Source organism: Actinoplanes flavus, from assembly GCF_017592555.1.
Lineage (GTDB): Bacteria > Actinomycetota > Actinomycetes > Mycobacteriales > Micromonosporaceae > Actinoplanes > Actinoplanes flavus.
On the sequence record NZ_JAGFNS010000002.1, the window covers coordinates 37,526 to 63,835 of the forward strand.

Annotated in this window: 30 protein-coding genes and 1 tRNA gene; 17 read left to right on the top strand and 14 right to left on the bottom strand. The window is 71.2% G+C overall.

Annotation, left to right across the window (positions count from 1 at the left end; all coding sequences use genetic code 11):
- Positions 1-6: 6 nt before the first annotated feature.
- The 5 genes from J5X75_RS03175 to J5X75_RS03195 form a co-directional block, all read right to left on the bottom strand.
- Positions 7-753 (bottom strand): hypothetical protein, encoded by a 747-nt coding sequence (locus J5X75_RS03175; protein WP_208465735.1) that lies wholly within the window; start codon positions 751-753, stop codon positions 7-9.
- Between the two features lie 76 nt (positions 754-829).
- Positions 830-3,325 carry a glycoside hydrolase family 5 protein gene (locus tag J5X75_RS03180; RefSeq protein ID WP_208465736.1) on the bottom strand — a complete coding sequence of 832 codons (2,496 nt, stop codon included), beginning with the start codon at positions 3,323-3,325 and terminating at the stop codon, positions 830-832.
- A 55-nt stretch (positions 3,326-3,380) separates the two neighbouring features.
- Positions 3,381-4,676, bottom strand: coding sequence for a type I glutamate--ammonia ligase (locus tag J5X75_RS03185; RefSeq protein ID WP_208465737.1), 1,296 nt, complete (start codon positions 4,674-4,676; stop codon positions 3,381-3,383).
- A 13-nt stretch (positions 4,677-4,689) separates the two neighbouring features.
- Entirely contained in the window at positions 4,690-5,772 is a 1,083-nt protein-coding gene (locus J5X75_RS03190) for an amidohydrolase family protein (protein WP_307797902.1), read from the bottom strand.
- 40 nt (positions 5,773-5,812) lie between these two features.
- Positions 5,813-6,346 (bottom strand): hypothetical protein, encoded by a 534-nt coding sequence (locus tag J5X75_RS03195; protein ID WP_208465738.1) that lies wholly within the window; start codon positions 6,344-6,346, stop codon positions 5,813-5,815.
- A 216-nt stretch (positions 6,347-6,562) separates the two neighbouring features.
- Here J5X75_RS03195 and J5X75_RS03200 point away from each other — a divergent pair, with 216 nt between their 5' ends.
- From J5X75_RS03200 to J5X75_RS03250, 11 genes are all read left to right on the top strand, one after another.
- The gene (locus J5X75_RS03200) at positions 6,563-7,615 is read left to right on the top strand and encodes an ATP-binding protein (protein WP_208465739.1); all 1,053 of its coding nucleotides are present in this window, start codon (positions 6,563-6,565) and stop codon (positions 7,613-7,615) included.
- A complete protein-coding gene (locus tag J5X75_RS03205; RefSeq protein WP_208465741.1) occupies positions 7,608-8,087 on the top strand; it encodes a roadblock/LC7 domain-containing protein in 480 nt (159 codons plus the stop codon). Before J5X75_RS03200 ends, J5X75_RS03205 begins: the two co-directional genes overlap by 8 nt.
- A 54-nt stretch (positions 8,088-8,141) precedes the next feature.
- The gene (locus J5X75_RS03210) at positions 8,142-8,450 is read left to right on the top strand and encodes a DUF742 domain-containing protein (protein WP_208465742.1); all 309 of its coding nucleotides are present in this window, start codon (positions 8,142-8,144) and stop codon (positions 8,448-8,450) included.
- Positions 8,425-9,042 carry a GTP-binding protein gene (locus J5X75_RS03215; protein WP_307797903.1) on the top strand — a complete coding sequence of 206 codons (618 nt, stop codon included), beginning with the start codon at positions 8,425-8,427 and terminating at the stop codon, positions 9,040-9,042. Before J5X75_RS03210 ends, J5X75_RS03215 begins: the two co-directional genes overlap by 26 nt.
- Complete coding sequence (locus tag J5X75_RS03220; protein ID WP_208465743.1) at positions 9,027-10,277, top strand: styrene monooxygenase/indole monooxygenase family protein; 1,251 nt, start codon at positions 9,027-9,029, stop codon at positions 10,275-10,277. The genes J5X75_RS03215 and J5X75_RS03220 overlap by 16 nt, the downstream gene beginning before the upstream one ends.
- A 103-nt stretch (positions 10,278-10,380) precedes the next feature.
- Positions 10,381-10,476: transfer RNA gene (locus J5X75_RS03225), tRNA-Sec, on the top strand.
- A 27-nt stretch (positions 10,477-10,503) separates the two neighbouring features.
- Positions 10,504-11,517 carry a selenide, water dikinase SelD gene (selD, locus tag J5X75_RS03230; RefSeq protein WP_208465744.1) on the top strand — a complete coding sequence of 338 codons (1,014 nt, stop codon included), beginning with the start codon at positions 10,504-10,506 and terminating at the stop codon, positions 11,515-11,517.
- Positions 11,514-12,809 carry an L-seryl-tRNA(Sec) selenium transferase gene (gene selA / locus J5X75_RS03235; protein WP_208465745.1) on the top strand — a complete coding sequence of 432 codons (1,296 nt, stop codon included), beginning with the start codon at positions 11,514-11,516 and terminating at the stop codon, positions 12,807-12,809. The genes selD and selA overlap by 4 nt, the downstream gene beginning before the upstream one ends.
- Positions 12,800-14,581 (top strand): selenocysteine-specific translation elongation factor, encoded by a 1,782-nt coding sequence (gene selB, locus J5X75_RS03240; RefSeq protein WP_208465746.1) that lies wholly within the window; start codon positions 12,800-12,802, stop codon positions 14,579-14,581. The genes selA and selB overlap by 10 nt, the downstream gene beginning before the upstream one ends.
- Positions 14,578-14,991, top strand: coding sequence for a rhodanese-like domain-containing protein (locus tag J5X75_RS03245; RefSeq protein ID WP_208465747.1), 414 nt, complete (start codon positions 14,578-14,580; stop codon positions 14,989-14,991). The genes selB and J5X75_RS03245 overlap by 4 nt, the downstream gene beginning before the upstream one ends.
- 25 nt (positions 14,992-15,016) lie before the next feature.
- Positions 15,017-15,553 (top strand): MauE/DoxX family redox-associated membrane protein, encoded by a 537-nt coding sequence (locus J5X75_RS03250; RefSeq protein ID WP_208465748.1) that lies wholly within the window; start codon positions 15,017-15,019, stop codon positions 15,551-15,553.
- A gap of 1 nt (position 15,554) precedes the next feature.
- Here J5X75_RS03250 and J5X75_RS03255 read toward each other — a convergent pair whose 3' ends face one another.
- The 9 genes from J5X75_RS03255 to J5X75_RS03295 all read right to left on the bottom strand — a co-directional run bounded on the left by J5X75_RS03255 (position 15,555) and on the right by J5X75_RS03295 (position 22,619).
- Positions 15,555-16,250, bottom strand: coding sequence for a hypothetical protein (locus J5X75_RS03255; protein ID WP_208465749.1), 696 nt, complete (start codon positions 16,248-16,250; stop codon positions 15,555-15,557).
- Positions 16,247-16,765 carry a SigE family RNA polymerase sigma factor gene (locus tag J5X75_RS03260; protein ID WP_208465750.1) on the bottom strand — a complete coding sequence of 173 codons (519 nt, stop codon included), beginning with the start codon at positions 16,763-16,765 and terminating at the stop codon, positions 16,247-16,249. Before J5X75_RS03260 ends, J5X75_RS03255 begins: the two co-directional genes overlap by 4 nt.
- Positions 16,766-16,835: 70 nt before the next feature.
- A complete protein-coding gene (locus J5X75_RS03265; RefSeq protein WP_208465752.1) occupies positions 16,836-17,378 on the bottom strand; it encodes a hypothetical protein in 543 nt (180 codons plus the stop codon).
- 291 nt (positions 17,379-17,669) lie between these two features.
- A complete protein-coding gene (locus tag J5X75_RS03270; protein ID WP_208465753.1) occupies positions 17,670-18,230 on the bottom strand; it encodes a hypothetical protein in 561 nt (186 codons plus the stop codon).
- The gene (locus J5X75_RS03275) at positions 18,220-18,738 is read right to left on the bottom strand and encodes a hypothetical protein (protein ID WP_208465754.1); all 519 of its coding nucleotides are present in this window, start codon (positions 18,736-18,738) and stop codon (positions 18,220-18,222) included. Before J5X75_RS03275 ends, J5X75_RS03270 begins: the two co-directional genes overlap by 11 nt.
- A gap of 4 nt (positions 18,739-18,742) precedes the next feature.
- Positions 18,743-19,441 (bottom strand): hypothetical protein, encoded by a 699-nt coding sequence (locus J5X75_RS03280; protein ID WP_238487280.1) that lies wholly within the window; start codon positions 19,439-19,441, stop codon positions 18,743-18,745.
- 585 nt (positions 19,442-20,026) lie between these two features.
- Complete coding sequence (locus tag J5X75_RS03285; RefSeq protein ID WP_238487281.1) at positions 20,027-21,247, bottom strand: cysteine desulfurase family protein; 1,221 nt, start codon at positions 21,245-21,247, stop codon at positions 20,027-20,029.
- 125 nt (positions 21,248-21,372) lie between these two features.
- Positions 21,373-22,119, bottom strand: a complete 747-nt coding sequence (locus tag J5X75_RS03290) for a hypothetical protein (RefSeq protein WP_208465755.1) — start codon at positions 22,117-22,119, stop codon at positions 21,373-21,375.
- Positions 22,116-22,619 carry a SigE family RNA polymerase sigma factor gene (locus tag J5X75_RS03295; RefSeq protein ID WP_208465756.1) on the bottom strand — a complete coding sequence of 168 codons (504 nt, stop codon included), beginning with the start codon at positions 22,617-22,619 and terminating at the stop codon, positions 22,116-22,118. Before J5X75_RS03295 ends, J5X75_RS03290 begins: the two co-directional genes overlap by 4 nt.
- A 407-nt stretch (positions 22,620-23,026) precedes the next feature.
- Here J5X75_RS03295 and J5X75_RS03300 point away from each other — a divergent pair, with 407 nt between their 5' ends.
- From J5X75_RS03300 to J5X75_RS03325, 6 genes are all read left to right on the top strand, one after another.
- Positions 23,027-23,734, top strand: coding sequence for a hypothetical protein (locus tag J5X75_RS03300; protein ID WP_208465757.1), 708 nt, complete (start codon positions 23,027-23,029; stop codon positions 23,732-23,734).
- Between the two features lies 1 nt (position 23,735).
- The gene (locus J5X75_RS03305; protein ID WP_208465758.1) at positions 23,736-24,233 is read left to right on the top strand and encodes a hypothetical protein; all 498 of its coding nucleotides are present in this window, start codon (positions 23,736-23,738) and stop codon (positions 24,231-24,233) included.
- Between the two features lie 19 nt (positions 24,234-24,252).
- The gene (locus tag J5X75_RS03310; protein WP_208465759.1) at positions 24,253-24,810 is read left to right on the top strand and encodes a hypothetical protein; all 558 of its coding nucleotides are present in this window, start codon (positions 24,253-24,255) and stop codon (positions 24,808-24,810) included.
- The gene (locus tag J5X75_RS03315) at positions 24,807-25,004 is read left to right on the top strand and encodes a hypothetical protein (RefSeq protein ID WP_208465760.1); all 198 of its coding nucleotides are present in this window, start codon (positions 24,807-24,809) and stop codon (positions 25,002-25,004) included. The genes J5X75_RS03310 and J5X75_RS03315 overlap by 4 nt, the downstream gene beginning before the upstream one ends.
- Before the next feature lie 126 nt (positions 25,005-25,130).
- Complete coding sequence (locus J5X75_RS03320) at positions 25,131-25,586, top strand: hypothetical protein (protein ID WP_208465761.1); 456 nt, start codon at positions 25,131-25,133, stop codon at positions 25,584-25,586.
- Positions 25,587-25,641: 55 nt separating this feature from the next.
- Positions 25,642-26,307 carry a recombinase family protein gene (locus J5X75_RS03325; RefSeq protein WP_208465763.1) on the top strand — a complete coding sequence of 222 codons (666 nt, stop codon included), beginning with the start codon at positions 25,642-25,644 and terminating at the stop codon, positions 26,305-26,307.
- Positions 26,308-26,310 lie beyond the last annotated feature (3 nt).

Genomic DNA, 26,310 nt, shown 5'->3' on the forward strand with positions numbered 1-26,310 from the left:
ATCCTCTCAGACCAGCGAGTACGCCGCGGCTGCCGCGACGGCGGCGCCGTAGACGGCCACGGCCACGGCGACGGTACGCGTACGCCGGGTCTCGTCCCAGCCGGTCCGGGACAGCAGCCAGGCCAGGGCGGGCAACACCAGGACACCGTGCAGGCCGAGCGCGTGTACCGGCTTCAGGAAACCGGCTACCTCGTACCCCCGCTGTTGATCGCCGCCGTTGACCGTGACCACGCCCCGGGCGATCATCGCGGCACCGGAGATCAGCCCGATCAGCAGCGACACGAAGCCGGCCCGCAACGCCAGGCGCATGCTCGGCGCCACCCGTGCCCGGAACGCCGCCCGGACGAGCAGCCCCAGCACCACCACCAGGACGCCGCCGCCGACCGCGAGCACCGTCGACACCGCCGAGTCGAAGCCGGTCTCGCGGTTCAGGTGGGACGGCACATGCCGCCACGCCTGCACGGTGATCCCGGCGACCTCGGCGCAGCAGTCCACCGCGAAGATCCCCAGCAGCCATCCGCGCCTCCGGCGGGACAACGGCAGGTACGCCGACAGCCACACCACGGTCAGCAGGGTCATCCCGAACGACAGCCCGAACGTGATCGGCTTCCGCCACGACACCGGCCCCTGCCAGGGCCCGCCATCGACGGCGAACACCGCGAGGTGGAACAACCCGGCGCCGATCAGCACCAGACCGATGACCCGGCAGACCCGCTCGACGCCGTCCACCCGCTGCTTCGTTGTCAACCACACCGGGCCATCGTCCGGCGGCAGGGCCCTCGGGTCGTCCGTCGTGCGGCGGCTCTCCGCGTACGCAGATCCGCGTACGCTACGACGTCACGGAGTAGGCGCCGCGGGCACAGCCGCCGATCCGCCACCCGCCGGTGACCCGCGTCGACGACAGGCCGGTGATCCCCGTCGTGGTCAGGCGGGGCACCGCGTCCCCGGGTACCCAGATGTCGATCTGGCAGTTCGCCGGTTCGCCGTCGGCGGTGGCGGTGATCCGCAGCCCACCGTCGGGGTCCGAGACGAGCGAGTCCAGACGGCCCGGCAGCGCGCGCGGGAAAGCCCTCGACAGCGGTCGCGCGAAACCCGCCGGCGGCGGAATCGATGCACCGGTACGGCAGTCGACCGCGACCAGGTTCCCGGACGTCGTGGCGTCGGCGCCGGTCTCCGGCGAGCCGCATCCCTGCCGCCACACCCAGAACGCGCCACCGGCGCCGAGCCGGTCCTGCGCCGCCGCGAAGCGCCGCACCTTGGCGCCGTCCACCGTGGGATCGCCGAACCAGCCCCATTCGCCGAACCACAGCGCGGCCCGGTACGCCCGGGCGGCCCGCGCCGAGGTGGCGAGATTCCGCTCGATGGACGCGATCGTCAGACCCAGGCCCTGGTCCATGCTGATGGACTCGCTGTACGGATGCGGCGCGAACACCAGCTGCCGGTCGCCGGTGAAACCGGGCGCCGGGGCCGCGTCGAACCCGAGGCCGGACCACAGCACGCTCGGCTCGAAGAAGACGAGGTGGGTGTGCCCTCCGGCGGCCCGCTCGGCCTGGCGGACAGCCGTGATCGCGGCGTCGTAGTACCGGCCGAGCAGCAGCCCCGAGCTGATCGGCGGGTTCGCTCCGATCCCGGGCTCGTTGAGCAGGTCGTAACCGGCGACGGCCGGCTCACCGGCGAAGGCCTGAGCGACCCACGCCCACGTGCGCACGAGTTCACTCTGGATGCCGTCGCGGTCGGTGTAGAAGTTCCCGAACGCCGTCGCCACCGCCGGCGCCAGATCGCGGGCCAGGAACTGGCAGTGCGCCGTCCCGTCGGTGACGGTCGCCCACCCGGGCGCCCCGTCCCAGCCGGTGGCCGGCGTCGTCCCGCCACCGCACTGCTCGGAGGGGCGGGCGATCGCGTTGCCCCACGCGTCCTCGTGCATGTCCAGGACCGTGTAGATCCCGTGGGCCTTCGCCCCGGCCACCGCCGCTTTCACCTGCTGGAGGTACGACTCGTCGAAGGTGCCGCGCTCGGGCTCCAGCCGCGACCACGACATGCCGAGACGGATGACGTTGAAGCCCATCGCCGCCATCTGTTCGAAGTCGCCGTCGGTCAGCGGCCGGGTCGCCGGAACGGCCGGATCACGCAGGTGGTAGTCGATCAGCTGGTTCACGTTGACCCCGCGGAGGATCACCTGCCGGCCGGTGACGTCACCGATCGTGGCGAGCCCGTCCCCGGCACTCGCCGGGAGCACCCGGAGGAACTCCATGCCGCCGGACGCCGCGACCGGCCCGGGCGCCGGCGGTCCCGCGGGAGCCGGCGCTCCGATCAACGGCACGAGAACCAGCACGAGTACGCCGGTCGCCGCGACCGGCAGCACCCGCGACCGCAGCCGCCATCCCACGGCGACCAGGGCGGCGCCGAGGAGACCGGCCACCGCTCCGTAACCGGCGCCGGTCGCGACGCTGATCAGCGAGGTGGCGATCCACCACCGGTCCGGGCCGGCGCCGGCCGGCCGTGGCGTCGCGGCGAGAACGGCATCGACCACGCCGAGGCCGAGGCCCGCCACCACCGACGCGAGGCCCACGGTCGTCGACACCGCCAGCGGGCCCGTGTGCGTCAGCCGCCGCCCCGCCGACCGCGCGGCCCCGGCGAACATCGCCAGGAACAGCACCGTGCCCGCGAGGAAGCCGGGTACGCCGGCGGCCGCGCCGGGCGCGGCCAGGAATCCGTCGAACGCGTAGCCGACCGGCCCGCCACGCCACCAGTGAGCCGCCGGCCCGATCGCCGCCAGCCCGGTCACCAGCACCATGACCGCGACGGGGAAGACGATCGGCGACGACCCGGCCCCGGTGGGCGCGGGCCGCGGCCCGAACCGGGCGGCGAGCGCCGCGCCGGCCGCGACCAGCCAGCCGGCCAGGAGGAACTTGAGCGCCGCGAAGCCGCTCGTGCTGAGCGCGTACGTCAGGGCCTGGCCGGCCGACAGGTGCGGCCCCACCATCGGAAGCGCCGACGCGAACCCGCTCGCGGCGGTCGCCCAGGCGCCGGCGCCGATCACCGCGATCCAGGTGGCGGCGAACACCCACCGGGCCGCCGCATACCTCGCCACCACGTAGGTGGGGACGGCGGTGCCGGCGAGCAGGACCGGGAGACCGATCACGAGGGGCGCCCAGCGGTAGACGCCGCCCGAACCCAGCACCGGCAGCCCCCGGCCGCCGATCGGCGCGAGCAGGCCCGACGGATCCGACACGGCGGCAACGGCCAGGACGGCGACGAGGACGACGACCGCGGTCACGGCGGCACGGATCTGCGGCGCCCGGGTGGCGGATGTGATGCTGATCATGGTGGACGCGAAGCATACTCGCGTTCCGCGTTTTGTCAGCCCGTCCGAGGGCCTCTCAGTAGACCCACCGCAGAGCGGCGGCCACATCCTCCGGCCCGGAGTCGCGGAACCGGGCCGCCTCGGCCCGGCGGACCGCCACGACGGCGTCGAACAGCGTCCCCCCGAAGGCCTCCCGCAACACCGCGTCCGCCGCGAACGCGTCCACCGCCGCGTCCAGAGTCGTCGGCAACCGCGGCACACCCGGCAGATTCACCGGATCACCGGCGACCGGCTCCGGCAACGGCCGCCGCCCGGCGAGCCCGTCCAGCGCCGCCGCCACCAGCGCGCCCAGCAGCAGGTACGGGTTCGCGGTCAGGTCGAAGCACTTCACCTCCAGGTTCGCCGCCCCGGCCAGACCCGCGGTCCCCGGCACGAACCGCAGGGCCGTCTCCCGGCTCTCCACACCCCAGCAGGCGAAAACCCCCGCCCAGCGCGACGGCACCAGCCGCAGATAGCTTCCCGGGGTGGGCGCGCCCACCGCGAGCAGCGCCGGCAGGTGATCCAGGATCCCGGCCGCCGCGAACCCGCCGTCACCGGACGGGAACCCGTCGAACAGGTCGACCCCGTCCCGCCACGCCGACAGATGCACGTGCCCGCCGTTGCCGACCCGATCCGCGACCACCACCGGCGCGAACGACGCCCGCAACCCGTGCCGGTGCGACACCGCCCGGATGGTCTGGCGCACCAGGACACTGTCGTCGGCCGCGCCGACCGGATCGCTCGCGGCGACGGACACCTCGAACTGCCCGGCCGCATACTCCGGATGCAACTGTTCGACCTGGACACCCTGGTCCTCCAGGGCGATCAGCACGTCCCGGGCGTAGTCGCTCAACTCGACCAGGCGCGTCATCCCGTACGCCGGACCCCGGCACGCCGCGACGAAATCGTCACCGTCGCGCCCGACCGCCCACTCCACCTCGATCGCCATCCGGAACGACACACCCTCGGCCGCCGCCAGGCCCGCCATCCGTCGGGCGAAACCGCGCTGATCGGCGACCCACGGCTCGCCCCGCTGAGTGAACCGGTCGGCCGGCGCCCACGCCCAGCCCGGCTGCCCGGCCAGCACCACGAGCCGGCCGAGATCCGGGCGCAGGCGCAGATCCCCGTCGGGGCCGCCGAGCTGGTCGGTGCTGGTGATCGAGTCGTCGGCGAGGAAGACGTCGAACACCGGCGACATACCCACACCCCATTGGACGGCGTGCTCCAGCCGGGACAGTGGCACGGTCTTGACGCGGTTGATGCCGGCCGTGTCCACGTACGAAAGAACGACGCCGCGCACGCCCCGCTCGCGCAACTCATGCACCCCGGGCATAGCCATCCTTCTTTCATAGCCGGTACACCCGCTCAGCGTTAGCGGATCCGACCAGGTCTCCCACCCGGGTGGCGCCGGACGCCGACCACCGTCCCTCGCGCACCCACGCGCCGGTCACCGTCCCGAACGCCCGCCGGAACGCCAGCGCGCCCAGATGATGCAGCTCGGCGAGCCCGAACGCGTCGGAGGAATAGAGCACCTTGTGAAAGGGGGCCAGCTCCAGCGACTCGGCGACCACCGCCTCGGCACGGGCGCCCACATGGTTGACGGCCAGCCCGACGTCGGCGTACACGTGCGGAAACGCGTGGGCGAGGTAACCGGCCTGCCGGTGGAACGGATAGCAGTGCAACAGCATGACGCTGACCCGCCGATCGCGGGTCGCCCGCAGGAAGCCGGTCAACAGCAGCGGATCGCAGCGCGCCAGATCGAGATCCGGGTCGCCGAAGCCGACGTGGAACTGCAGGGGCAGGCCGCGTTCCACACCGGCCCAGATCAGATGGCGCAGCAGCACCGGGTCGTCCAGCCGTGGCCGGCCGCGGCGCAGCCACCTCCCCGCGGCCCGGGCCACCTCCCGCCGGCTCGGCGGCAACGGATCGAAATCCAGGCCGTACCGGTAGGCGACGACCGACTTGACGCCGGCCGCGCCCGCCACCGCCCGGTCGAGGGCCACCGCGAAAGCGCCTTCGAAACCCGCCGCGGTTGCCTCCGGCAGCGCTTCGGCAACCGCCTCCAGACGTACGATCTCGCGCACTTCCGCCCCGGCGGCCGCCCCCATCTCCGGCCCGTCCGACAGCTCACCGGGCCGGTACCCGGAGTCGACCAGGAACACGTCGACGCCGGCCGCCCGCAGCAGCCGCCGGTTCACCTCGTCCGCGCCCAGTTCGCGGCGCCGGGCCAGGTAGACATCCGGCTCGGCGTGCGGATCCAGGCCCAGCACCGGCGCACACCAGCGCCGTACGGCGAAACCCAGCTGCGAGTCGAACATCGAGCAGCCCGGAGGCGCCGGGCGGTCCGACTCCGTCAGCAGCGACTCGAACCCGGCCCGGTCGAGCGGCTCGGTCACCACGCCGTGACAGTGATGGTCGATCAGGCGCACCGGTCCAGTATCGCGGCCGGCCCGCACCCGGCGGCCGGGTTCAGATCCCCCCGTCGAGCAGGGCGTCGGGATCGAACAGGTCGATCTCCATCCGGGCCGTCAGATCGGCCTCGATCAGCTGCGCCACCGGCCCCGTCTGCGTCGAGTCCATCAGGTCCCGCAGGTCCTCGACGGCGGTCAGCATGATCAGCGGCAGCCCGGGCACCGGCGCCAGGTCCGGTCCGTGCAGCACCGCGTGCGGGGCGACGACCTTGATGACACCGGCGAACGGCGGGTACACGTACCACCGGTAGCCCGACGGCACGGCGACCACGACCGCCGACTCCGGCTCCAGCACGCGGATGTCGATGCCCGTACGCCCGCCGAGCACCCGCTCCACGGACCGGTGCAGGGCATCGATCGGCGCCGTGGCGGTGGCCACCCTCTCGGCCACCACCGAGCGGGCGCTTCCCGCACACTCGGAACAGGAGAAGATCAGGTCGGAGGCGTCGACTGCCGGCTCGACGACGATGCCCGCGCCACAGCTGATACAGCGCTCCTGCCGGGGTGCTCCGGGGGTGTTGGCAGCCGACATCGGCACCTCCTGCAACTGGTCTCAGGTCGGTTTCGTCTGGTGACGCACGCTCCGCGCCGGCCTCACCAACGGCCGCCATCGGCCGAACCTGAACCATCCGCGGGTGTGAGATACCGCGAATAGCCATCCGGACATTCGGGCGGGTACGGTACAGACTCCGTAGCCGGTGATCTTCTTCCGCCGCGGTGAGACAGAAGGCTGATTGGGGAGTAATCGATGCCCGCAGCAGGTCGCTGGTGGAGCTGGTCACGCCGGCGGCGGCCCGAGCCTCCCGTCGTGCCGGCCTCGCCACCGGCGCCCGCGGTGGAGAGGCTGGACCCCTGGCGCCCGATCGCCGGCGAGTTCGCGCTCCGCCTCCTCACCCTCACCTGGGAGGCCGTTCACCACATCGGCGAAGCCGAGTTCCGCGAGCAGGACGCCGAGCGGCGCCAGGTCCTGTTCCGGATTGATCACTCCGTCACCCGCGTCCGCCGCCTCGCCGAGAACCTGCGGGTGCTCACCGGCGAGCCGCTCGACGACCCGGATCAGCAGATCACCTCGCTGCACGACCTCACGCACGCGGCCGGCGCGGCCGTCGAGCACTACGAGCGCCTGCACTTCGGCCCGATCGCCGACCTCGCGGTGGCGGCGGTCGCGGCCGACGACGTGATCCGGATCCTGACCGAACTGATCGACAACGCCGACCGCTACTCTCCGCCGACCGAGCCGGTCACCATCGCCGCGCACCTGACCGGCGACGGTGACGTGGTGATCCGCGTCGAGGACGTCGGGATCGGGCTCAACCCGGCGCACGTGCCGTGGATCGAGCGGCTGCTGTCGGACCCGGCCGAGCCCGCCGCCGGTGAGCTGCATCCGGGGCACCTGGGCCTCACCGTGGCCGCCGTGCTCACCCATCGCCACGCGTCGCTGCGGGTGCGCCTGGTGCCCCGGCAGCCGCGGGGCACGACCGCGATGCTGCTGATCGGCGCGGACCTGCTCTGCGAGGCGCCGCGGCACGACCCGATGCCCGCGCCCGCGCCTCCGCCGGTGGGCAACCATCAGAACGACGTGACGATGGTGCTTCCGGCGCTGCAGAAGCCGATGCCCCGCCGCGTTCCGGCCAGTGTCCGTGGCGCCGGTGCGCCGCCGCCCCCGGTCGCGGCCCAGCGGCACCAGACCGCCTGGCACGACGACGCCGCCGACTTCAACGCCGGCGTGGACGCGGCCCGGGCCAGAGCCCCCCAGCAGAGTGCCGCCCCCCAGGAAGAACCGAAGGACCGCGATGACTGACTACCGTTTCCCCGCCGGTGCCAGCGAAGGGACCGACGGCGGCCAACCGGACGTCTCCTGGCTGATCGGCCAGCTCGTCCGTGAGGTGCCGACGATCACCGCGGTCGTCCTGGTCTCCGCCGACGGCCTGCAACTCGCCTCCTCCGGCCACCTGAGCCGCGAGCACACCGAGAGCGTCGCCGCGCTCGCCGCCGGATTCCTCGGGATCACCGGCCAACTCGGTGGCCTCCTGCGACTCGGCGCCCCGGAGAACCTGAGCATCCGCTACCCGCACGGCCATCTGGCCTTCCTGCGCATCGATGACCCGGCCGGCGAGTTCGTCGCGGCGCTGCTGGTCTCCGCCCAGCCGCAGACCCAGATCGGCCAACTGGGATACGCCATGACCACATTCAGTCAAGCCGTCGGTCACGCGCTCACCCCGGAGACCCGCCACGCGCTGCACCAGAACACCCTGCCCGCGCCGGCTCGCTGATCGGAGGCACCGATGGCCCGAAGGCCGGGGCTGCACTGGAAGGTGCGCCCGTACATGACCGCCCGGGGTCGCACCAGCAGCCGCGACCCGCTGTTGATGCACACCCTGGTCTCCACCGGCGACCGGTACGACCCGGCCCTCGCCGCCAGCCTGGCCCCGGCCTCCCGGTCGCTCTACGAGCAGGCCCGCCGGATGTGTTCGGTCGCCGAGCTGTCGGCCACCTGCGGCCTGCCGCTCGGCCTGACCCGCCTGCTGATCAACGATCTGCTCAGAATCGGTCAGCTGGTCGTGCATGACACCCGTTCCTCGCAAGACCTAGCGCTCCTGGAGAGACTTCGTGCCGGCCTTCTCCGACTCACGTGAGGCGAACCTGACCAGGCGGCTGACCTCGGCGAAGATCGTCATCGCCGGCGGCTTCGGCGTCGGCAAGACCACCGCCGTCGAGGCGATCTCGGAGATCCCGGCGATCCGCACCGAGTCCTGGATGACCGCGGCGGCGGCCCAGATCGACCGGCTCGACCCGGGCATCGACAAGGTCACCACCACGGTCGCGATGGACTTCGGCCGGGTGACCATCGACGACTCCCTCGTGCTGTACCTGTTCGGCACACCGGGCCAGCCCCGGTTCTGGCCGATGTGGGACGACCTGGTCCGCGGTGCGGTCGGCGCGGTGGTCCTGGTCGACACCAACAACCTGGAGAACTCGTTCGCCGCGGTCAACTACTTCGAGAACGACGCGACAGTGCCCTGGATCGTCTGTGTCAACCCGTTCCACGGGGTGCAGACCCACGAGCTCTCCGCGGTACGGGAGGCGCTCACCCTGCCCCCGCACATCCCACTGATCGCCGCGGACGTCCGCGACCCGCGCAACGTCGCGCGCGCGTTGCTGACCGTGGTGGACCACGCAACCGAGCGCCGGTTAGTACAGGAGACAACAACATGCGCAAGATCCTGATTGTCGGGGCCGGTCAGGCCGGCCTCCAGCTCGCTCTCGGGCTGCGGGCCGAGGGGTACGAGGTCACCCTCATGTCGGCGCGCACGCCGGAGGAGATCCGGACCGGCTGGCCCACCTCCACCCAGGCGATGTTCGACCTGTCGCTGAACACCGAGCGGGCGTACGGGCTCAACCACTGGGAGGACCAGGCGCCGCCGATCCACGGCCTGCGCCCCCAGCTCTCCGTCGAGAAAGGCCGGTTGGCGCTGGCCTTCAACGCGCCGCTGGAACGCCCGGCCCAGTCCACCGACCAGCGGATCAAGATGGCCCACTGGCTGGAGGACGCCGAGGAGCGCGGCATCGAGGTGATCTACAACGCGGTCACCACCCAGGACCTCGACGCGATCACCCAGCTCGGAAGGTACGACCTGACGGTGGTCGCGGCGGGCAAGGGCGACCTGGTCGCGATGTTCGACCGGGACCCGGCCCGCTCGCCGTACACCGAGCCGCAGCGGGGTCTCGCCGTCGCGTACGTCCACGGTCTGGAACCGGACCCGGAGTGGCCGGAGCCGCACGTCGGCTTCCACGCCCTGCCCGGCCTCGGCGAACTGTTCGTGATCCCCGCCCTGACCCACACCGGTCCGTGCGACATCCTCTTCTGGGAGGCGATCCCGGGCGGACCGCTGGACCGCTGGGCCGGTCACACCGGCCGGATGGTGCCCGAGGAACACCTGGAGATCACCCTCGACCTGATCCGCGAGCACCTGCCGTGGGTCGCCGCGCGGGCCGCGAACGTGCGGCTCACCGACGACAAGGCCACCCTGCACGGCCGCTACACGCCGACCGTCCGGCACCCAGTCGGCCACCTGCCCGGCGGCGGCCGGGTGCTCGGCCTCGCCGACGTGGTCATCGCCAACGACCCGATCACCGGCCAGGGCAGCAACACGGCGGCCAAGGCCGCGAACCACTACCTGCGGGCCGTCCTGGCCCGTGGCGACCAGCCGTTCGACGAGCAGTGGATGACCGACACGTTCGAGGCGTTCTGGACCGCGCACGGCCAGGCGGTGACCGGCTGGACCAACGCCATGCTCCAGCCGCTCCCGCCGCACGTGCAGCAGCTGCTCGGCGCGTCCACACAGAACGAGGCGATCGCCCGCCGCTTCGCGGCCGGCTTCAACGACCCGAACGACCTGCTCAACTGGTTCGTCGACCCGGAGAAGGCCGCCGCCTACCTGGCCGAGGTCAACGGCGCCTGAAACCCGATCCCCGGTACGACGGTGGGCCCGCCGCGCAGGCGGGCCCACCGTCGACCATGTCGAGTTCATGAAGAAGGTCGTGGTCTAGGATCCATCCATGTATGGAGGCGTTTGAGTTCCTGGTGGTCTCCCCCGCCTTCAAAGCGGGTGGGCCTGGCTCAGCCTGGCCGGCGGGTTCGATTCCTGTCCGCCTCCGCCATAAGACGTCTACGGGGGGAAACGTCGGATGGATCTGGTCGAGGACTCGTTGCGCCTGACCCAGTTCGCTCGCGGCGGCGGCTGTGCCTGCAAGATTCCGCCGGGTGAGCTGGAGTCCGCGCTCGCCGGGGTCTTCGACGGCGGCCCGGCGCCGTCGCCGTGGGAACTGCTCGTCGGCCTGGAGTCCGGCGACGACGCGGCGGCCGTCCGGCTCGACGGTGACACCGCGATCATCGCGACCACCGACTTCTTCACACCGGTGGTCGACGACCCGTACGACTGGGGCCGCATCGCCGCCGCGAACGCCCTGTCCGACGTGTACGCGATGGGCGGCGACCCGGTCCTCGCGGTGAACCTGCTGGCCTGGCCACGTGACCTGCTGCCGATGACGGTCGCCTCCGAGGTGCTGCGCGGCGGATACGCCATCGCCCGCGAGGCCGGCTGCCATCTGGCCGGCGGGCACAGTGTCGACGACGCCGAGCCGAAGTACGGGCTGGCGGTCACCGGGATCGGCGACGCCCGCCGTCTGTTGCGAAACGACGCGGGCCGGCCCGGTGTCCCGCTGAGCCTGACCAAGCCGTTGGGTGTCGGCGTGCTCAACTCCCGCCACAAGGCGACCGGTGAGGTGTTCCCGCAGGCCGTCGCCGCGATGACCACCTTGAACCGGGCGGCGTCCAAGGCCGCCCTGGCGGCGGGCGTGGTCTGCGCAACCGACGTGACCGGCTTCGGTCTGCTCGGGCACCTGCACAAACTCGCCCGTGCGAGCGGGGTGACGGCGGTCGTCGACGCGGCCGCGGTGCCCTGTCTCGACGGTGCCCGCGAGGCGGCGCGCGACGGTTTCGTCAGCGGCGGGTCGCGCCGCAACCTCGACTGGGTGCGGCCCCACACCAGCTTCGGCCCGCACGTCACCGAACTGGAGCGGCTGCTGCTCGCCGACGCGCAGACCTCCGGCGGCCTGCTGGTCGCCGGCGAGATCCCGGGCGGCACGGTGATCGGTGAGCTGATCGCCTTCGACGGCGAGCACACGCTGGTGGTGCGATGAGCGGCGATCCGCGCCGCGCCATCGCCCGCACCGACACCCTGCTCGCCGACCCGCTGCTCGCTGACGCCCACCGGCAGGTCGGCCCGGTCCTGGTGAAACAGGCCGTCCGTGACGCCCAGCAACTGGCCCGGGACGGCCGCATCGAACCCGCCGCGGTCCTGTACACCGCGCTCGCCGCGCTTCCGGTCACCCCGGCCCGACTGCGACGGGTCATCAACGCGACCGGCGTGGTGCTGCACACCAACCTCGGCCGGGCCCCGCTGTCGGCGGCGGCCGTCGAGGCGGTCACCGCCGCCGCCGGCTATGTCGACGTCGAGTTCGACGTGGCCACCGGCGCCCGCGCCCGGCGCGGTCGCAGCACCCTGGAGGCGTTGCGCGCGGCCGTACCGGACGCCGGTGACGTGCATGTGGTCAACAACGGGGCGGCCGCGCTCGTGCTGGCGGCCACCGCCCTGGCGGCCGGCCGGGAGATCGTCGTGGCCCGGTCCGAGATGGTGGAGATCGGTGACGGCTTCCGCCTGCACGAGCTGCTGGCCGGCGCCGGTGCCCGGCTGCGTGAGGTCGGCGCCGCCAACCGCGTCCACCTGCGCGACTACGCCGACGCGGTCGGCCCGGACACCGGTTTCATCCTCAAGGTCCACCCGTCGAACTATCGGATCGAAGGCTTCACCTCCAGCGTCGGCGTCGCCGAACTGGCCGGGCTGGGTGTGCCGGTCGTCGCCGACATCGGCTCCGGCCTGCTGCGGCCCGAACCCCTGCTGCCCGGCGAGCCCGACGCCGCGACCTGGCTGCGGAACGGCGCCACGATCGTCACCGCCAGCGGCGACAAGCTGCTCGGCGGCCCGCAGGCCGGACTGCTGCTCGGTGACCGCGACATGATCGAGACGCTGCGCCGCCACCCGATCGCCCGGGCCCTGCGCGTCGACAAGCTGACCCTCGCCGCGCTGGAGGCGACCCTGCGCCGGCCGGTCACTCCCACCGCCACGGCCCTGCACGCCGACCCGGTCGAGCTGCGCGAACGCGCCGGGAAACTGGCCGCCCGGCTGGTGGCATCCGGCATCGCGGCGACGGTGACGGCCAGCGACGGTGTGGTCGGCGGCGGCTCGGCGCCGGGCCTGACGTTGCCCGGATGGGCCGTGCGGCTCCCGGCCGACCTGGCCGCGCCGCTGCGGCGCGGCATGCCGTGCGTGGTCGGCCGGGTCCACGACGGCCACCTGCTGCTGGACCTGCGCTGCGTCCCGCCGGCCGACGACGACACCCTCCTCGAGGCCGTGGAGCGCGCGTGTTCGTGATCGCGACCGCCGGGCACGTCGACCACGGCAAGTCGACGCTGGTGCGCGCCCTCACCGGGATGGAACCCGACCGGTGGGCAGAGGAACGCCGCCGTGGCATGACCATCGACCTCGGCTTCGCGTGGACGAGCCTCGCCGACGACGAGATGACCGCGTTCGTCGACGTGCCGGGCCATCAGCGGTTCGTGACGAACATGCTCGCCGGGGTCGGCCCGGTCACCGCCGTGATGTTCGTCGTCGCCGCCGATGAGGGCTGGCGGCAGCAGTCGGCGGAGCACCTGGCAGCGTTGCACGCGCTCGACGTACGCCACGGGGTTCTCGCCGTCACCCGCAGCGACCTGGCCGATCCCGGCCCGGCGATCGCGCAGGCCCGCGAGCAGTTAGACGGCACCGGCCTGGCCGGGATTCCGGCGGTCGCGGTCTCCGCCGTGACCGGTCAGGGCCTGGCGACGCTGCGACACACTCTGCGGGACCTCACCCGCGCCCTTCCCACACCGGCGCCGGGACCGGCGCGTCTGTGGGTGGACCGGTCGTTCAGCGTACGGGGCAGCGGCACCGTGGTGACCGGGACGCTGACGTCCGGGACCGTGGCGGTCGGCGACGACCTGCTGCTCCACCCGTCCGGCCGTGCCGTGCGGGTCCGCGGCCTGCAAAGCCTGAAAACGGACGTCGACCGGGCGGGCGCGGTCTCCCGGCTCGCGGTCAACCTGCGCGGGCTGAGCACCGACGACGTACGCCGGGGCCACGCCCTGGTCCAGCCGGGCGCCTTCGCCCCGGTCACGTCCATGGACGTGCGCCTGGTCCGGGCCGCCGACCGGCTGCCCGCCCAGCTGACCCTGCACCTGGGGTCGGCGGCGGTGGCCGTACGCGTGCGGATGCTCGGCCCGTCCGCCGCCCGCCTCACCTTGGCGACGCCGTTGCCGCTGCACGTCGGCGAGCGGGGCCTGCTCCGTGATCCGGGCGCCCGGCACGTCGTCGCCGGGTTCGTCGTCCTCGACACCATGCCGCCGGGACTGCACGCCCGCGGCGACGCCCGGCGGCGGGCCACCGCTCTGGCCGGGATGCGTGATCGTCCGACGGCCGCCGAGGAGGTAGGCCGCCGCGGCGCGGTTCGGCGCGAGGCGCTGGTCACGGCCGGTGTCCTCACCCCGGACGACGCCGATCTGGACGGGGTGGTCGCCGCCGGCGGGTGGCTGGTCGACCCGGTCGTGTGGAAGCAATGGGCGGCCGCACTGCACCGGGTCGCCGACGAGTGGGCGGCGGCGAACCCGTTGTCTCCCGGCATCGCCCCCGACGCCGCGGCTCGCCGGGCCGGGATCACCGATGCGCGGTTGGTCGGAGCCCTGGCCGCCGAGGCGGGGCTGGTGCTGGACGGCAGCGGAGTACACGGCCGGGACACCGGCATCCGCTTCCCGGAGCCGGTGCGCCGCGCGCTGGACGAGATCTGTGCCGGGTTGCATGACGCCCCGTTCGCCGCGCCCGGCGCCGAGGATCTCGCCCGGCTGGGCCTGTCCCGGCAGCACCTGGCCGCCGCCGTCACCGCGGGCGTTCTGATCCGGGTCACCGACGGCGTCTATCTGCTGCCCAGCGCGCCCGCCGAGGCGCTGCGGCGGGTCGCCGCGCTACCGCAGCCGTTCACGGTCAGTCAGGCCCGCGCGGCATGGGACACCAGCCGACGGGTGGCGGTGCCGCTGCTGGAGTACCTCGACCGGCAGGGCGCCACCCGCCGGCTCGACACCGCCCGCCGCATTCTGACGAAGGAATCTCGATGACCAGCACCCCGGCTCGCGGCGTTCAGGCGCTTCTCGATGAGGCCCGCATGGGCGTACGACGGTTGCTGCCGCACGAGGTGCTCGCGGCGGCCGAAGCGGGCGCGTTGCTGATCGACACCCGCACCGATGTCCAACGGCGGGAGCAGGGCGACCTTCCCGGCGCCCTGGTGATCGACCGCACCGTCCTGGAGTGGCGGCTCGACCCGGCGTCCCCGCACCGGATTCCCGAGGCCACCGGCTACGACGTTGCGGTGATCGTGGTCTGCCGGCACGGTTACAGCTCCAGCCTGGCGGCGGCGAGTCTGCGCGCGATGGGCCTGCACCGGGCCACCGACATGGTCGGCGGGGTGCAGGCGTGGCGGGAGGCCGGCCTTCCGATGTGGACCGGCGCCGCCGACGTGCGCCGCTGACACCGTCCGGGAGAGAGAAGGTCGGATGCGTCAGCAGATCGCCACGGCGATAGCGGTGGGTGGCGCGCTGCTGCTGGTGGCCGCCGGCGTCGGGCATCTACGCCGGCGGGTGCATCTCGCGGCGGTACTGGCGGCGCAGCGCATGGTTCCGCGGTGGACGCACCGGCCGTTGGCCGCGGTGGTCGCCGTCGTCGAGATCGGCGCCGGTGCCGGCGCCGTCGCCGGGTGGCTGACGGCAACCTGGCCGTTGATGATCCCGGCGTCGGCGGTGTACGCGGCATTCGGTGTCTACACCACGGTGCTGCGCATCCGGCGACCCGGAACACCCTGTGGCTGCTTCGACGGCGACAGCGCCGTCTCCTGGAGCGTGGTGGTGCGGGCCTGGATGTTCTGTGGCGCCGTGATCGTGGCGGCGTCAGCGCCGGATGCGGACGCCGCCGTGACGGATCGGATGGTCGTCGGATGCGCGGCGATACTGGTCGCCCTGATCGGTTGGCTCGCGCCTCAGCTTGCCGGGGTGGGCAGGCCGGTCCGGACCGGAGGCGCCGGCCCGCGCCGGTGATTCAGCGCCCCGGGGCCGTCGCGACGGCTACCACCTCGATGAGGGCGAGCCGAGCGGTGGCGTCGGCGCCGGTCGCTGCCAGGTACCAGCGTCGGCCCGCCGGGGTGTTCATCGTCAGATAGGTCGTCTGTGCGCTGTCGTCGACCGTCAGCAGCGCCTGTGCGCCGCCGAGGGCACCGAACCAGTCCTGAGGTGCGGGGTCCCCGGGCAGGCCCGGACGCTCCTGGGAGTCGACCACGACGGTGAGCCGGGTCTCGGCGTCCTGCTTGCCCGGCACCGAGAGCAAGGCCCGGTCGCCGGTGCTGGGCAGCACGACGGCCGGCGGCTGGGCGGCGGCTCCCGCCGTGTTCAGCAACTCGGCCTCGGCGGGAAGGCCGCGCACCACGGCCTCACCGATCTGCACGCTGTCCGCCCGGATCCGCAGTGGCACCGGTGCCGGCGTTGCCGGTGCGGATGAGATCGACAGTGCGGGGCCGGCCGGCTGGAGATCCGCGGGTCCCGGACCGGAGGCGTTGAGCATGCTGAATCCCGTGGTGGCACCCAGCGCTACCGCGCAGACGGCTGCCGCGGCGGTGCCGGCGGCCCGGCGTGACCGGCGCCGACGCGCTGTCATGGTGAGCCGGCCGGCGTCGACCGGCAGGTCGTAGGGGCCGTCGCGGAACTCGGCGGCCAGCAGTTCTTCCAGTTTCTCCGTCATGGCGTCTCCTGAAGGTCCGCTGCCCGGTCGAGCGACCGCAGCTCATCGATCCGAAGGTTGCGGCGCAGACTCTGCAGAGCGCGATGCCGCAGGGAACGGATGGTGGCGGGCCGGCGGTGCAGCAGACTGGCGATCTCCTCGTCCTCGGCCTCATCGAGGAAACCGAGAACCAGAACCGTCCGTTGCAGGGGCGGCAGCGTGGCCAGCGCCCGGCGCAGCTCATCACGATGTTCCACCCCGGCCAGGGCCCCGTCCGTGGCGGCCAGCGTTTCACTGACCGCCACGGACGGGCGCCGCCGGCGCCACCAGCTGACATTCGTCCGGGCCATGATGGTCTTGACGTAGCCGACCGGGTTGCCGTCCCGCCTGATTCGCGACCATGCGCCCATGGCTTTCACCAGGGAGTCCTGCAGCAGGTCCTCGGCTGCGTGCCGATCGCCGGCGAGCACGTAGGCGTAGCGAGCCAGACCGGGCAGCGCCTGCCGCACGAACTCGTCGAACGTCGTGTCCGTCATGTCACCTCCGTTTTCCTCCAACTAGTACGCCGGAGCCGGAGCACCTGTTGCAGGCGCCGGAGGAAAATTCTCAGATCACCGCGGCGAAGAACCCCCCGGCGAACGCCATGACCAGAATGGCCTTGATCCACCGCTCGTAGAGGGAGAACTCCAGGTCCCACGAGTTGTCGTCGCTGAACCGCAGGTTGGACGTCGTCATGAGGGAACGGCCCAGCCCGAAGCCCAGGCCCGCGACCAGTGCGGCGCCCGGTGACGCGAGCAGCGCTACGGCCGGCAGCAAAACGTACGGCAAGCCACTGGTGACGTAGGTGCGCAGGCCGGTGCCCATCTCAAGGCCGAACTGCAACGGACCGAAGAACCGTCCATGACGGAACACCGTCACGGGCACCAGACGGGCATTCTGCGGCAGCCCGAACGACAGCAGCCCGAACTCCCGCACGGTGATGACGGCGAACCAGCACACCAGCAGCACGACCCACACGCCCGACGGTGCCGCCAGACGCAGAAGGGAGCCGACCACGAGGGCACCGAGCGCGGTGACCAGCGCACCGAGCACCTGCCCCAGACAGAAGGAGAATTGTGGATGACCTCGCCCGACCGGCGAGTTCAGCACGAAGGCCGAGTTGCGGCTTCAAGTGGAGCCGCTGACGGCGAAGCCGCCTGCCGCACCCGCGACCAGCCACCCGATGAGCGCGGCCACGGAAACGGCACCGATGTGCAGCAGAACACCACCGGTCGCCGCGGCCCCCCCCAGGGGCCCCGGGGCCCCCCGGGGGGCCCCCCCCCCCCCGGGGGGTGCGACCGCCACCGTGGTCCCCACCACCCCCCCGGGGCCCCGGGCCACCGACCTGGCCCGCGGCGACAAGCGGGTGCCACAGCACGCGCCGTGGCGTAACGACCGTCATCAGGCCCGAGCGCGGCAGATCGTCAGGTACGTGCGCGTCGATCCGCCGCCGGACACGCGGGTGTTGCCGTCCGAGCAACGCCACACCTTGGTGCCGGTCTTCCACTTCCACGCGTTCTTGGTGGTGCTCGAGCCGCACGCGGTGGAGATCGGCGTGTACGTGTAGAGGATCGGGGCGTCGCGCTCGGTGCCCTTCTTGTGCCACCCCGACGAGCAGTACATGCTGCCCATGAAGTCACCGCCGAAGCAGGCCGCCGGCTCGTTCACGTACGAGCCGCCGGTGTCCTTCTCCTCGCTGTAACCGCGGGGGTAGGCATCGCTGCAGTCGGTCCGGTCCCAGCCCTTGAGCCCGTTGGGGCCGTTCTCCGCCCGGGCCGCACGCTGACCCGCCAGCGGCGACCAGCTCAGCGCGGTGGCGCCCAGGGTCAGGCTGGAGAAGGCGACACCGCGCAGGACCGTACGGCGCCGGCTGGACGCCTTGCCCAGTCCGGCCAGAGCCAGGGTCGGCTCGGTGACAGCCGAGGTCTCGGCGTCGGGGATCTGTTCCATGTCAAGCGGCATTGGCCCGCCCATTCTTCTCGGATTGACTCAACAGGCCCCACGACTGGAGGACCGGAGTGACGTCACGTTCGTTGGCCGGCAGGTGCAGACGCCGTACCCGGCCCTGCCCGTCCACCTGCAGTAGGATCGGCGTGCTCAGATGAGCGATCGCCGACCACGCGCGGTCGTCCCGTACGACCGGGAGACCACCGGTGAGTCCGTTCCACTGCTCCTCGGGCTCGAAGGTCAGCAGGACCGCTGCCGCACTGTCCGGTCCGGACATCACGGACCCGACCCGCTGAACCACGGCGATGCACAACGGGCAGCCACTGTCGACGGCCAGGACCAGGCCTCCCCGGCCACCGGCCACGCTGGCGGGCAGCTCGATGTCGACCCGCTCGCCGGTAGCCGCCGCGGCATCGATCTGAGCCCGCAGCATCCGGACCTCGCGCAGCACCGCGCCGAGGCCGAGGAACAGAATGATCATCGCGGCCCAGGTCAGAAGCAACAGGGCCCACAACGGACTCACCGAACTACCGTCCGGACCACTCGACGTTGATGCCGTCGAGCCAGCCGAGCAGTTCCGAGTCCGGCACGTCCTCCAGCGCATCGAGATGAACCTCGGCCACGGCCTTGGAGAAGCCCATGGTGAAGGCGAAGTTCTCCACGCCGGTGGCCGTCGCCTCGACGCCCGGCAGCCGGGACCGCCAGACCTCTCCGGACGCGGTCTTGGCGCCGCGTGCCTTCGGCAGCAGGTCACGACCCCGGTCGGGGGACGGCACGTTGACCGAACCCCGGTTCTCGATCGTGGCGAGCACATGCTCGCTCGCGACGCCCAGCAGCGTCGACTTCTTCGGGACGACGCGCATGCCCTCCGGCTGGTCGTCGATGTCGAGCACGGAGAACAGACCGGTCAGATTGACGTCGGTGGGCGCGGGCCCGGAGAAGACCGTCATCAGCTCGTGGTGCTTGCCCAGCAGCGACACGATGGTGGAGCTACCGTCGTCGGCCTCCGAGATGACCACCTCCCGGTTGCCGACCACGAGCCGCTTCTTCACCGAAGCGGCCACGAAGTACGTGGTGGCGAACTCGTGGTTGCCCCGCGTGCCGATCTGGAAGCCGCGCCCGTAGTTGCCGCCGACGAACCGCACTCCGGCGATCCGATCGGCCAGACTGGACCCGTCGGCCCACTGCACACGGACCCAGGCGCCGCTCGGCGCTCGGGTGTCCAAAGTTGTTAACGCCATTAATAAACCCCCCGGTTTTGATGGCACGGGGGCATGCCGAGCCAATGTGGAATCGACAAGCGGACCCCCCGTGACTCCGCAGCCTGCCACACTTGATCAATGGCTCGCTACCCGGCGGTACGGGGAGATGACTGTCTGGGGGAGAGCCGGGTCATCAATGTGGAGCCGGTGCTGCGTGAAACGGCACACAGTGGAAAGGCCCGGATCGAGGGGGATGCCGTGCCATTCGCACACGAGTGAACAGGGTGAAACACGGGTGCCCACGGCCGCCCTGTCTGTGTTCGACATAGGCCTATTGGCCCTAGTTGAGGATGGTATGAGCAGGGCGGTTGCGCACCTTGCGGCCCCGCGGCCCCTCCCGTGGCAGATGGCGGCCGCCTGCCGGCGCGAGGTTGAAGCGGGATCAGATGCGATGCCTGGTGGCGCGAAGTCGGCTACAGCAATGTAGTACATCAATGGATTTCCCGGATCTCCTCGCAATCTTGTACGTCGTTTAAAATGAGCTGCGTGATTGTTCGGACGGGATAATGTGGTCCATTTCCCGGCTCATTCTTGCAGGTCAATCAAGAACTAAACCGTGGAATTCCTGCGGCCGGTGCCGTTCGCCTGGCGGAAGCGGTCTACCGCGTCCAGGAGCGCAACGGCCGCGATGTCGATGTCCTCGTGAGTGCTCCAGCGCCCGAGCGACAGACGCAGCGCCCCGAGCGCCTGTGCGGTGGGCACGCCCATGGCGGTCAGCACCGGGGACGGGATGTGGGCGCCACTGTGGCAGGCGGAGCCGGTGGATGCGGCGATCTGCGGTGCGGCGGTGAGCACGTCATGACCGGCGACGCCGGTGATGCTGATGTTGAGGGTGTTACCCAGCCGCTGGGTGACGGGTCCGTTGAGGTGGATCCGGTCGGGCAGCGCGCTGGTCAGTCTGTTGTGCAGATCGTCGCGCAGCGCTGCCAGCTGTTGCGGCAGGCCGTCACGCAGATCGTCGGCCGCGAGCTGGGCCGCGGCGCCGAGTGCGACGGCCAGCGCGACGTTCTCGGTGCCGGCTCGTAGGCCGTGTTCCTGGCCGCCGCCGTAGACCACCGGCTCCAGGCGTACGCCGTCGCGTACGTACAGTGCGGCGATGCCCTTGGGGGCATACATCTTGTGCCCGACGACGGTAAGTAGGTCCACCCCCGATTCGTTGACGTCGAGGGCGATCTTTCCAGTGGCCTGTGCGGCATCGCAGTGCATCAGTGCCCCGCGTGCGTGCGCGATGGCGGCGAGTTCACTGAGCGGCTGCAGGGCGCCGGTCTCGTTGTTGGCGGCCATCACCGAGATCAGAACGGTGTCGTCGGTGATGGCTTCGGCGAGCACCTCCGGGTCGAGGATGCCGTGGCCGTCGACCGGGAGCACCGTGACCCGGGCGCCGTGCAGCCGGTGCAGGGCCCGGCAGGTTTCCAGCACGGCCGGGTGCTCAGTGATCTGGGTGATCACGTGTGGCCGCCGACGGCCGCAGGCCAGTACCGGACCGCGCAGGGCCAACAGGTCGGCTTCCGAGCCGGACGCGGTGAACACGATCTGCTGCGGATCCGCCCCGATGAGGTTCGCGACCTGCGCACGCGCCCGGGAAAGGGCGGCCCGCGGTCCGGCGCCGTAGGCGTGACCGCTGGACGGGTTGCCGAACACGGAGGTCAGATGGGGCAGCATCGCCTCGGTGACGCGCGGGTCGATGGGGGTGGTGGCGTTGTAGTCCAGATAGACCGGCATGCCGGCAAGTCCGGGGTGCGCGGCACGGCTGTCGGTGGTGCTTCCCATCCTCGCTCCAACGGGGTTCTGGTGGCGGCCGCCCTCTGTGCGGCTGTGGGCTTCAAGGACACCGGCGACCGGGAGGACGAGGACATCGTCGTCGCCTCCCGGTCCGGCGCTCGGCTGGTGATCGCCTACTTGGGCGCGGTCCCGATCGTCGAACCCGGCGCGTTCGGGATCCGATAGCGGCGCCCGTCCGGCAACGTCGCCCAGACCTCGATCTGCTCGGGAGTGACCGTTGAGGACACCTCCACGACGGCCCCTTCGTCTGCCTGGCCCACCTTGTCGGTGTCGCTGCCGCTCGTCACGCTGATCTGCCGATCGGCGGGTGCCTGAACGAGAACGAACTTGCCGCCGTCCGCCTGCTGCCGTACGACGTAGAAGCCGAGGCCGGTCGGCCGGACCGCGACGCACACGTCGTCGCCTTGAGTGCATCCGTAGTCGTAGGACAGATAGTCCAGTGCCCGGACGAAGGGCCCGGATCCGCTGGCGACGAAGATCTCGGCGGCTTTGCCGCCGGCTGCCGCCTCCTGCTCGTTGGGGGTTCGGCGTACGGCGACGAGCCGTTCCTCGCCGGCCTGCCCGACGGCGAGGATCTGGTTGCTGTCGATCGTCCGGCTGGAGGCGCCGCTGAGTTCGGCGGCCAGCGCGGCGGCAGCGCTGAGATCGGGGTCTGCTGGAAGCCCGTCCGATCCGGCGTTCACCTGTTGAAAGCCGATGAACCCGGCGGCTGCGACCACCGCGGCGGCTCCGGCGGCGCCGATGGCACGCCGGCGGCGATAGGTCTGGGCGTCCTTGACGACGCGCTGGGTGAACCCGGGCGGAAGCTGACCGGTGCTGGCCGCCTGGTCGAGCAGGTCGTGCATGCCGGTGTCCGTCATCTTTTCTGGCCTTCCGCTCCCGATGCGACACAATCCTTCACCAGTTCTCGGAGGCGTTGCAGCCCTCGCGATGATTGGCTTTTCACGGATCCGACCGAGCAGTCCAGGGTCGTCGCCGTCTCCTGCTCGCTGTATCCGAGCCAATAGCGCAGGACAATCACCGCCCGCATGCGTGGTGGCAGTTCCCGTAATGCGTCGAGGAGCATGTTCCGGTTATCTGCACGGCTCATTTCGTCACGGGTGGCGGCGGCGTCGGGAACCTCTGTCTGGCGACGTCGGACCCACGGTGACCGCTGGCGGCTGAGCAGGCGATTGAGCATCGCTCGGCGAACGTAGGCCTCGGGCTGTTGATCGCGTAGCTTCCGCCATCGCGGAAAGGAGCTCACGAGGCTGTCGTGCAGAAGGTCTTCGGCATCGCTGACGCTGCCGCAGAGCAGCACTCCGAACCGGAGAAGCCGGGGGCCACTGTGCTCCACGAATGCCGCGAAGTCATCTTTCATGTTTGCTCCATGTGTACTCAACGCCCTTGGCCCGGCAAAGGTTGAGCGAGCCGTCAGCCTATCTTCGGCAGGCCTTTCCACGCAGGTGGCGTGGTCTGTCCCCACGGCATCTTCGGATCCGAAGACACCGACGCCGATCAAAATGTGAGCCAAGTCACAAGGATAGTTAACAGTTTCCTCCGGGGCGCCCGGTGGAGCGTTTTGTGCGGTTAAGCGCTTCTCTGGCGGGCGATTTGTAGGCCTGTGAGGCATTGAGGGCGCCGCCCATCCGGTAGACGCATCGATGGACCTGTCTGTGCGGGGGCAGACGCCTGTGATCCGGGTGCCGCATGATCGCCTTTCTCGCTGACCGATGTCGATCAACGTTCGGATCGGTTCGCATGAGCTTCTTCATTGGGGGATGGTGCATGGCAAGGACAAAGCAGACCCATCGCGCAATCGCGCCCAACGGCGATGCGGTGACGCTGTCCTGCGTCACCGAAACGATGCAGGACGATTGGTTCTGGCACGCCCGGATGACCAGCAAGACGCTCGCCATCGGTGTTTCGGTCGGCACGCACGAATACGCCGAATACGGCATTGCGCACAACGACTACACCGTCACGCAGACCGTGCAGTACCGGGGGCGGCCACTGCTGGTCGCCGTGTCCCCGGACCGCCTTGGATGGCAGGTCGTCTGGAACGGCCCGTACCACAGCATGATCTTCGGCGGCGCGGGGTCCGCACCGGCCCTGCGCGCCATTGTCGAACTGCTCGACCAGATCACGCTCAAGGACAGCCCGGCCGGCCTGGAAATCAAGCCGCAGCCCGGCAGCGACATCGTCATGTGGAGCCTTTACGGCGTGAAGTTCACCGATTCAGGGATGGTGACGATCTATCCCCGCGACGATGCCGCCGCCCTGATCCCGAAGCAGGAGGGACTCGCCGTCGCCCAGGGCACGGTCTGGAAGAAGACCGTGGACGCCGCCGATGGCAAGGCCAGTCTCGGCAAGTACCTGCACGCCGGGACGGAGGCCGTCGCGATGATCAACGACGACCTCGGGCGCAACCCCGACGTCACCGCCGACGGGCAGGAGCAACTGCTGGCCACCCTCGACATCCGATGGAGCCGCTGAGTTGAACGCCGTCATCCTCGCAATGCTGATCATGTCGTGGGTGGCGATCGCGCTGCTCGTGCTCGGCTACGCGGGCCTGGTCGCCCAGATCAGGGATCTGCAGCGCCGGGCCGTCCCGGACGCCCCCACGACCGTGTTCCCGGAGCTCGCCGCGACCGGGCCCGGCGCCTACACCGTGGCGCTGACCTTGAGCTCCACCTGCGGCACCTGTGACGAGGCCTTCGAGATCTGGCCGCAACTGGCCAGCGAGCTGGTCGCCGGAGGCCACCGCCCGGTCCTGATCAGCATCGACAACTCGCCCGTCTGGACCGAGCGGGGCGCCGAAAACCTGCTGCTGGCCAGCGACCTGTCGGCGCCCCTGCTGCTCACGTACCAGCCGGCGCTCGTCAGGTTCGACTCCACCGGCGCACTGTTCTCCGCCGACCCGCTCGGGTCCGCAGCCGGCCTGCGCGAAGCGGTTCACGAGTTGCTGGCCCCGTCCGTTCCCTCCGCTCGCTGATTCCCTAAGGAGACACATCATGTCGACGTTGCTGGATCGAATCCCGGAGATTCGGATCGACCTGGAAGCCGGCGGTGAGGGCAGCAGTGCCCGGCCGATGGCCACCCGGCCCGCGACGACGCCGGTGCCGGACCTCAAGATCACGGTTCCCGGAGTCGGTCGCCGGACCTTCCTGCGCGGAGCTGTCGCCGGTGGAGGCGCGCTCGCCCTGAGCATGCTCGGCTGGGTAGCCGAGCGAGTACCGGCCTTCGCCGCCAAGGGCGACCGCACCACGTTGAGTCCCACCCACTGCATCAGCTACGACACGCCCGGAGGCGACATCCCCTGCTGGGGCCGTGACTACATCGGCTCCAGCTACTGCGGGTCCGACGGCCGCCACCGCACCGACACGGTGAACAGCGGCAGCTACTCGACCCTGTACAGCTGGGACCCCGCCTGCGCCGGATACGCCGGCTGGTTCTGGCGGACCAGCGCCGGAACCACGAACTGCTGGGACGGCCACTACTACACGCGCACCAACGCGACCGGAAAGCTGAACGGCCCCTACACCACCATCTGCAAGAAGAAGGTCAGTTGAGCACGTCACCAGACCTGCTGCGACCCGCCCTGGCCCGGCTGGCCGCGTCCCCGGTCGCGGTGGCGGCAGGCGTCTCCCTAGCCTGCGCGCTGCTGGCCGGCGCCGGACTGCTCACCGCCGGAGTCGCCGGACTGGTGGTGGCGGCCTGTGCCGTCGGCACAGCCGCGGGCTACTCGACCTCCGGCTCCGTTTGAAGCCACAACTCAGCAGCGCTGCTGACCTCGTCGGTCTGGCGAGGGACCCACAACGTCTCCTATTTCAACCGGGGCCTGATCCTCGGAGGCACAGCGACCGGGATACTGCTTCTCCTGCCGGCCGCCGTGCTGCAGCTCCTTCCTCCCACAGCACGAGTCGTCGCGCTGTGCGCCGTGGTGTCGCTGGCGCTCGGATGCGACACGAAGGTCGTACCGTTCCGCCTGCCGCAGAACGGCCGACAGGTACCCAGCGACATCATCGTCCGGCAGGACGGGACCGGAGCACTCCAGTTCGGTTTCGAGATGGGCACCGGCCTGCGTACGTTCGTGCCGACCCATCTGCCGTACGTGCTGGTCGCCGTGGCGTTGTTCGCCGCACCCTGGTGGGCGGCGCCGGTGCTGGGCGCCAGTTTCGGGCTGGGCCGCACGTTCATGGTGCACTCCGCGGTCCGCTCGGGTAACGCCACCGCATGGGACCGCCGGTTCGCCACGAACCGGACGGTGATCGTGGCCGCATGCTGGGCCGCCACCGCAATGGGCCTGACCGTCCTCATCGGGGATTTGCTGCGTCAGAGCGGGTGACGGCCCGGGGTCGGCGGGCGTGGCGGCATGCTGCGCCCGCCGACCGAAGCATCATGTGCCACAAGACCCGCAGCTATCCCGCGCTCGCAGCCTGATCGAACCGGCCGGCGGTGAGGTCGTCGCCGAGCTCTTCGACATCGGGCTGTCACGCGCGTTGCCGTGGAAGCGGCGGCCGGAAGCGACGCGTTCGCTCGATGCGATCAAGAGCGCGGAGCGAGACTTCGACGCCGTGGTCATCGGTGAGCCGCAACGGGCGTTCTACGGCAGCCAGTTCGGCATGACCTTCCCGGTCTTCGTGCACTACGGCGTCGGCCTGTGGGTGCCCGAAGTCGGCGGTGCCATCGACCCGGGCTCGGACGCTCACGATCTCGTCATGGCTCTGTACGGCGGCATGAGCAAAGGCGAACGCAACCGCATCAAGATCCGCGTCCACTCCGCGATGAAGGCACAGACCGAACTTGAAGGCCGCTACCTCGGCGGACGCCCGCCCTACGGCTACCGCCTCGCCGACGCCGGCCCGCACCCCAACCCCGGCAAAGCCGCCGAGGGCAAGCGCCTCCACCGGCTCGATCCGGATCCCGTCACCGCTCCGGTCGATCGGCGCATCTTTGAGGAGTACGCGGCCGGGCGCGGCATGATCACCATCGCACGCGGCCTGACTCAGGACGGCCCGCCTCTACTACCGCTGCAAGGCATCCCGCGGATTCGTCCGCCAGCATGAGAT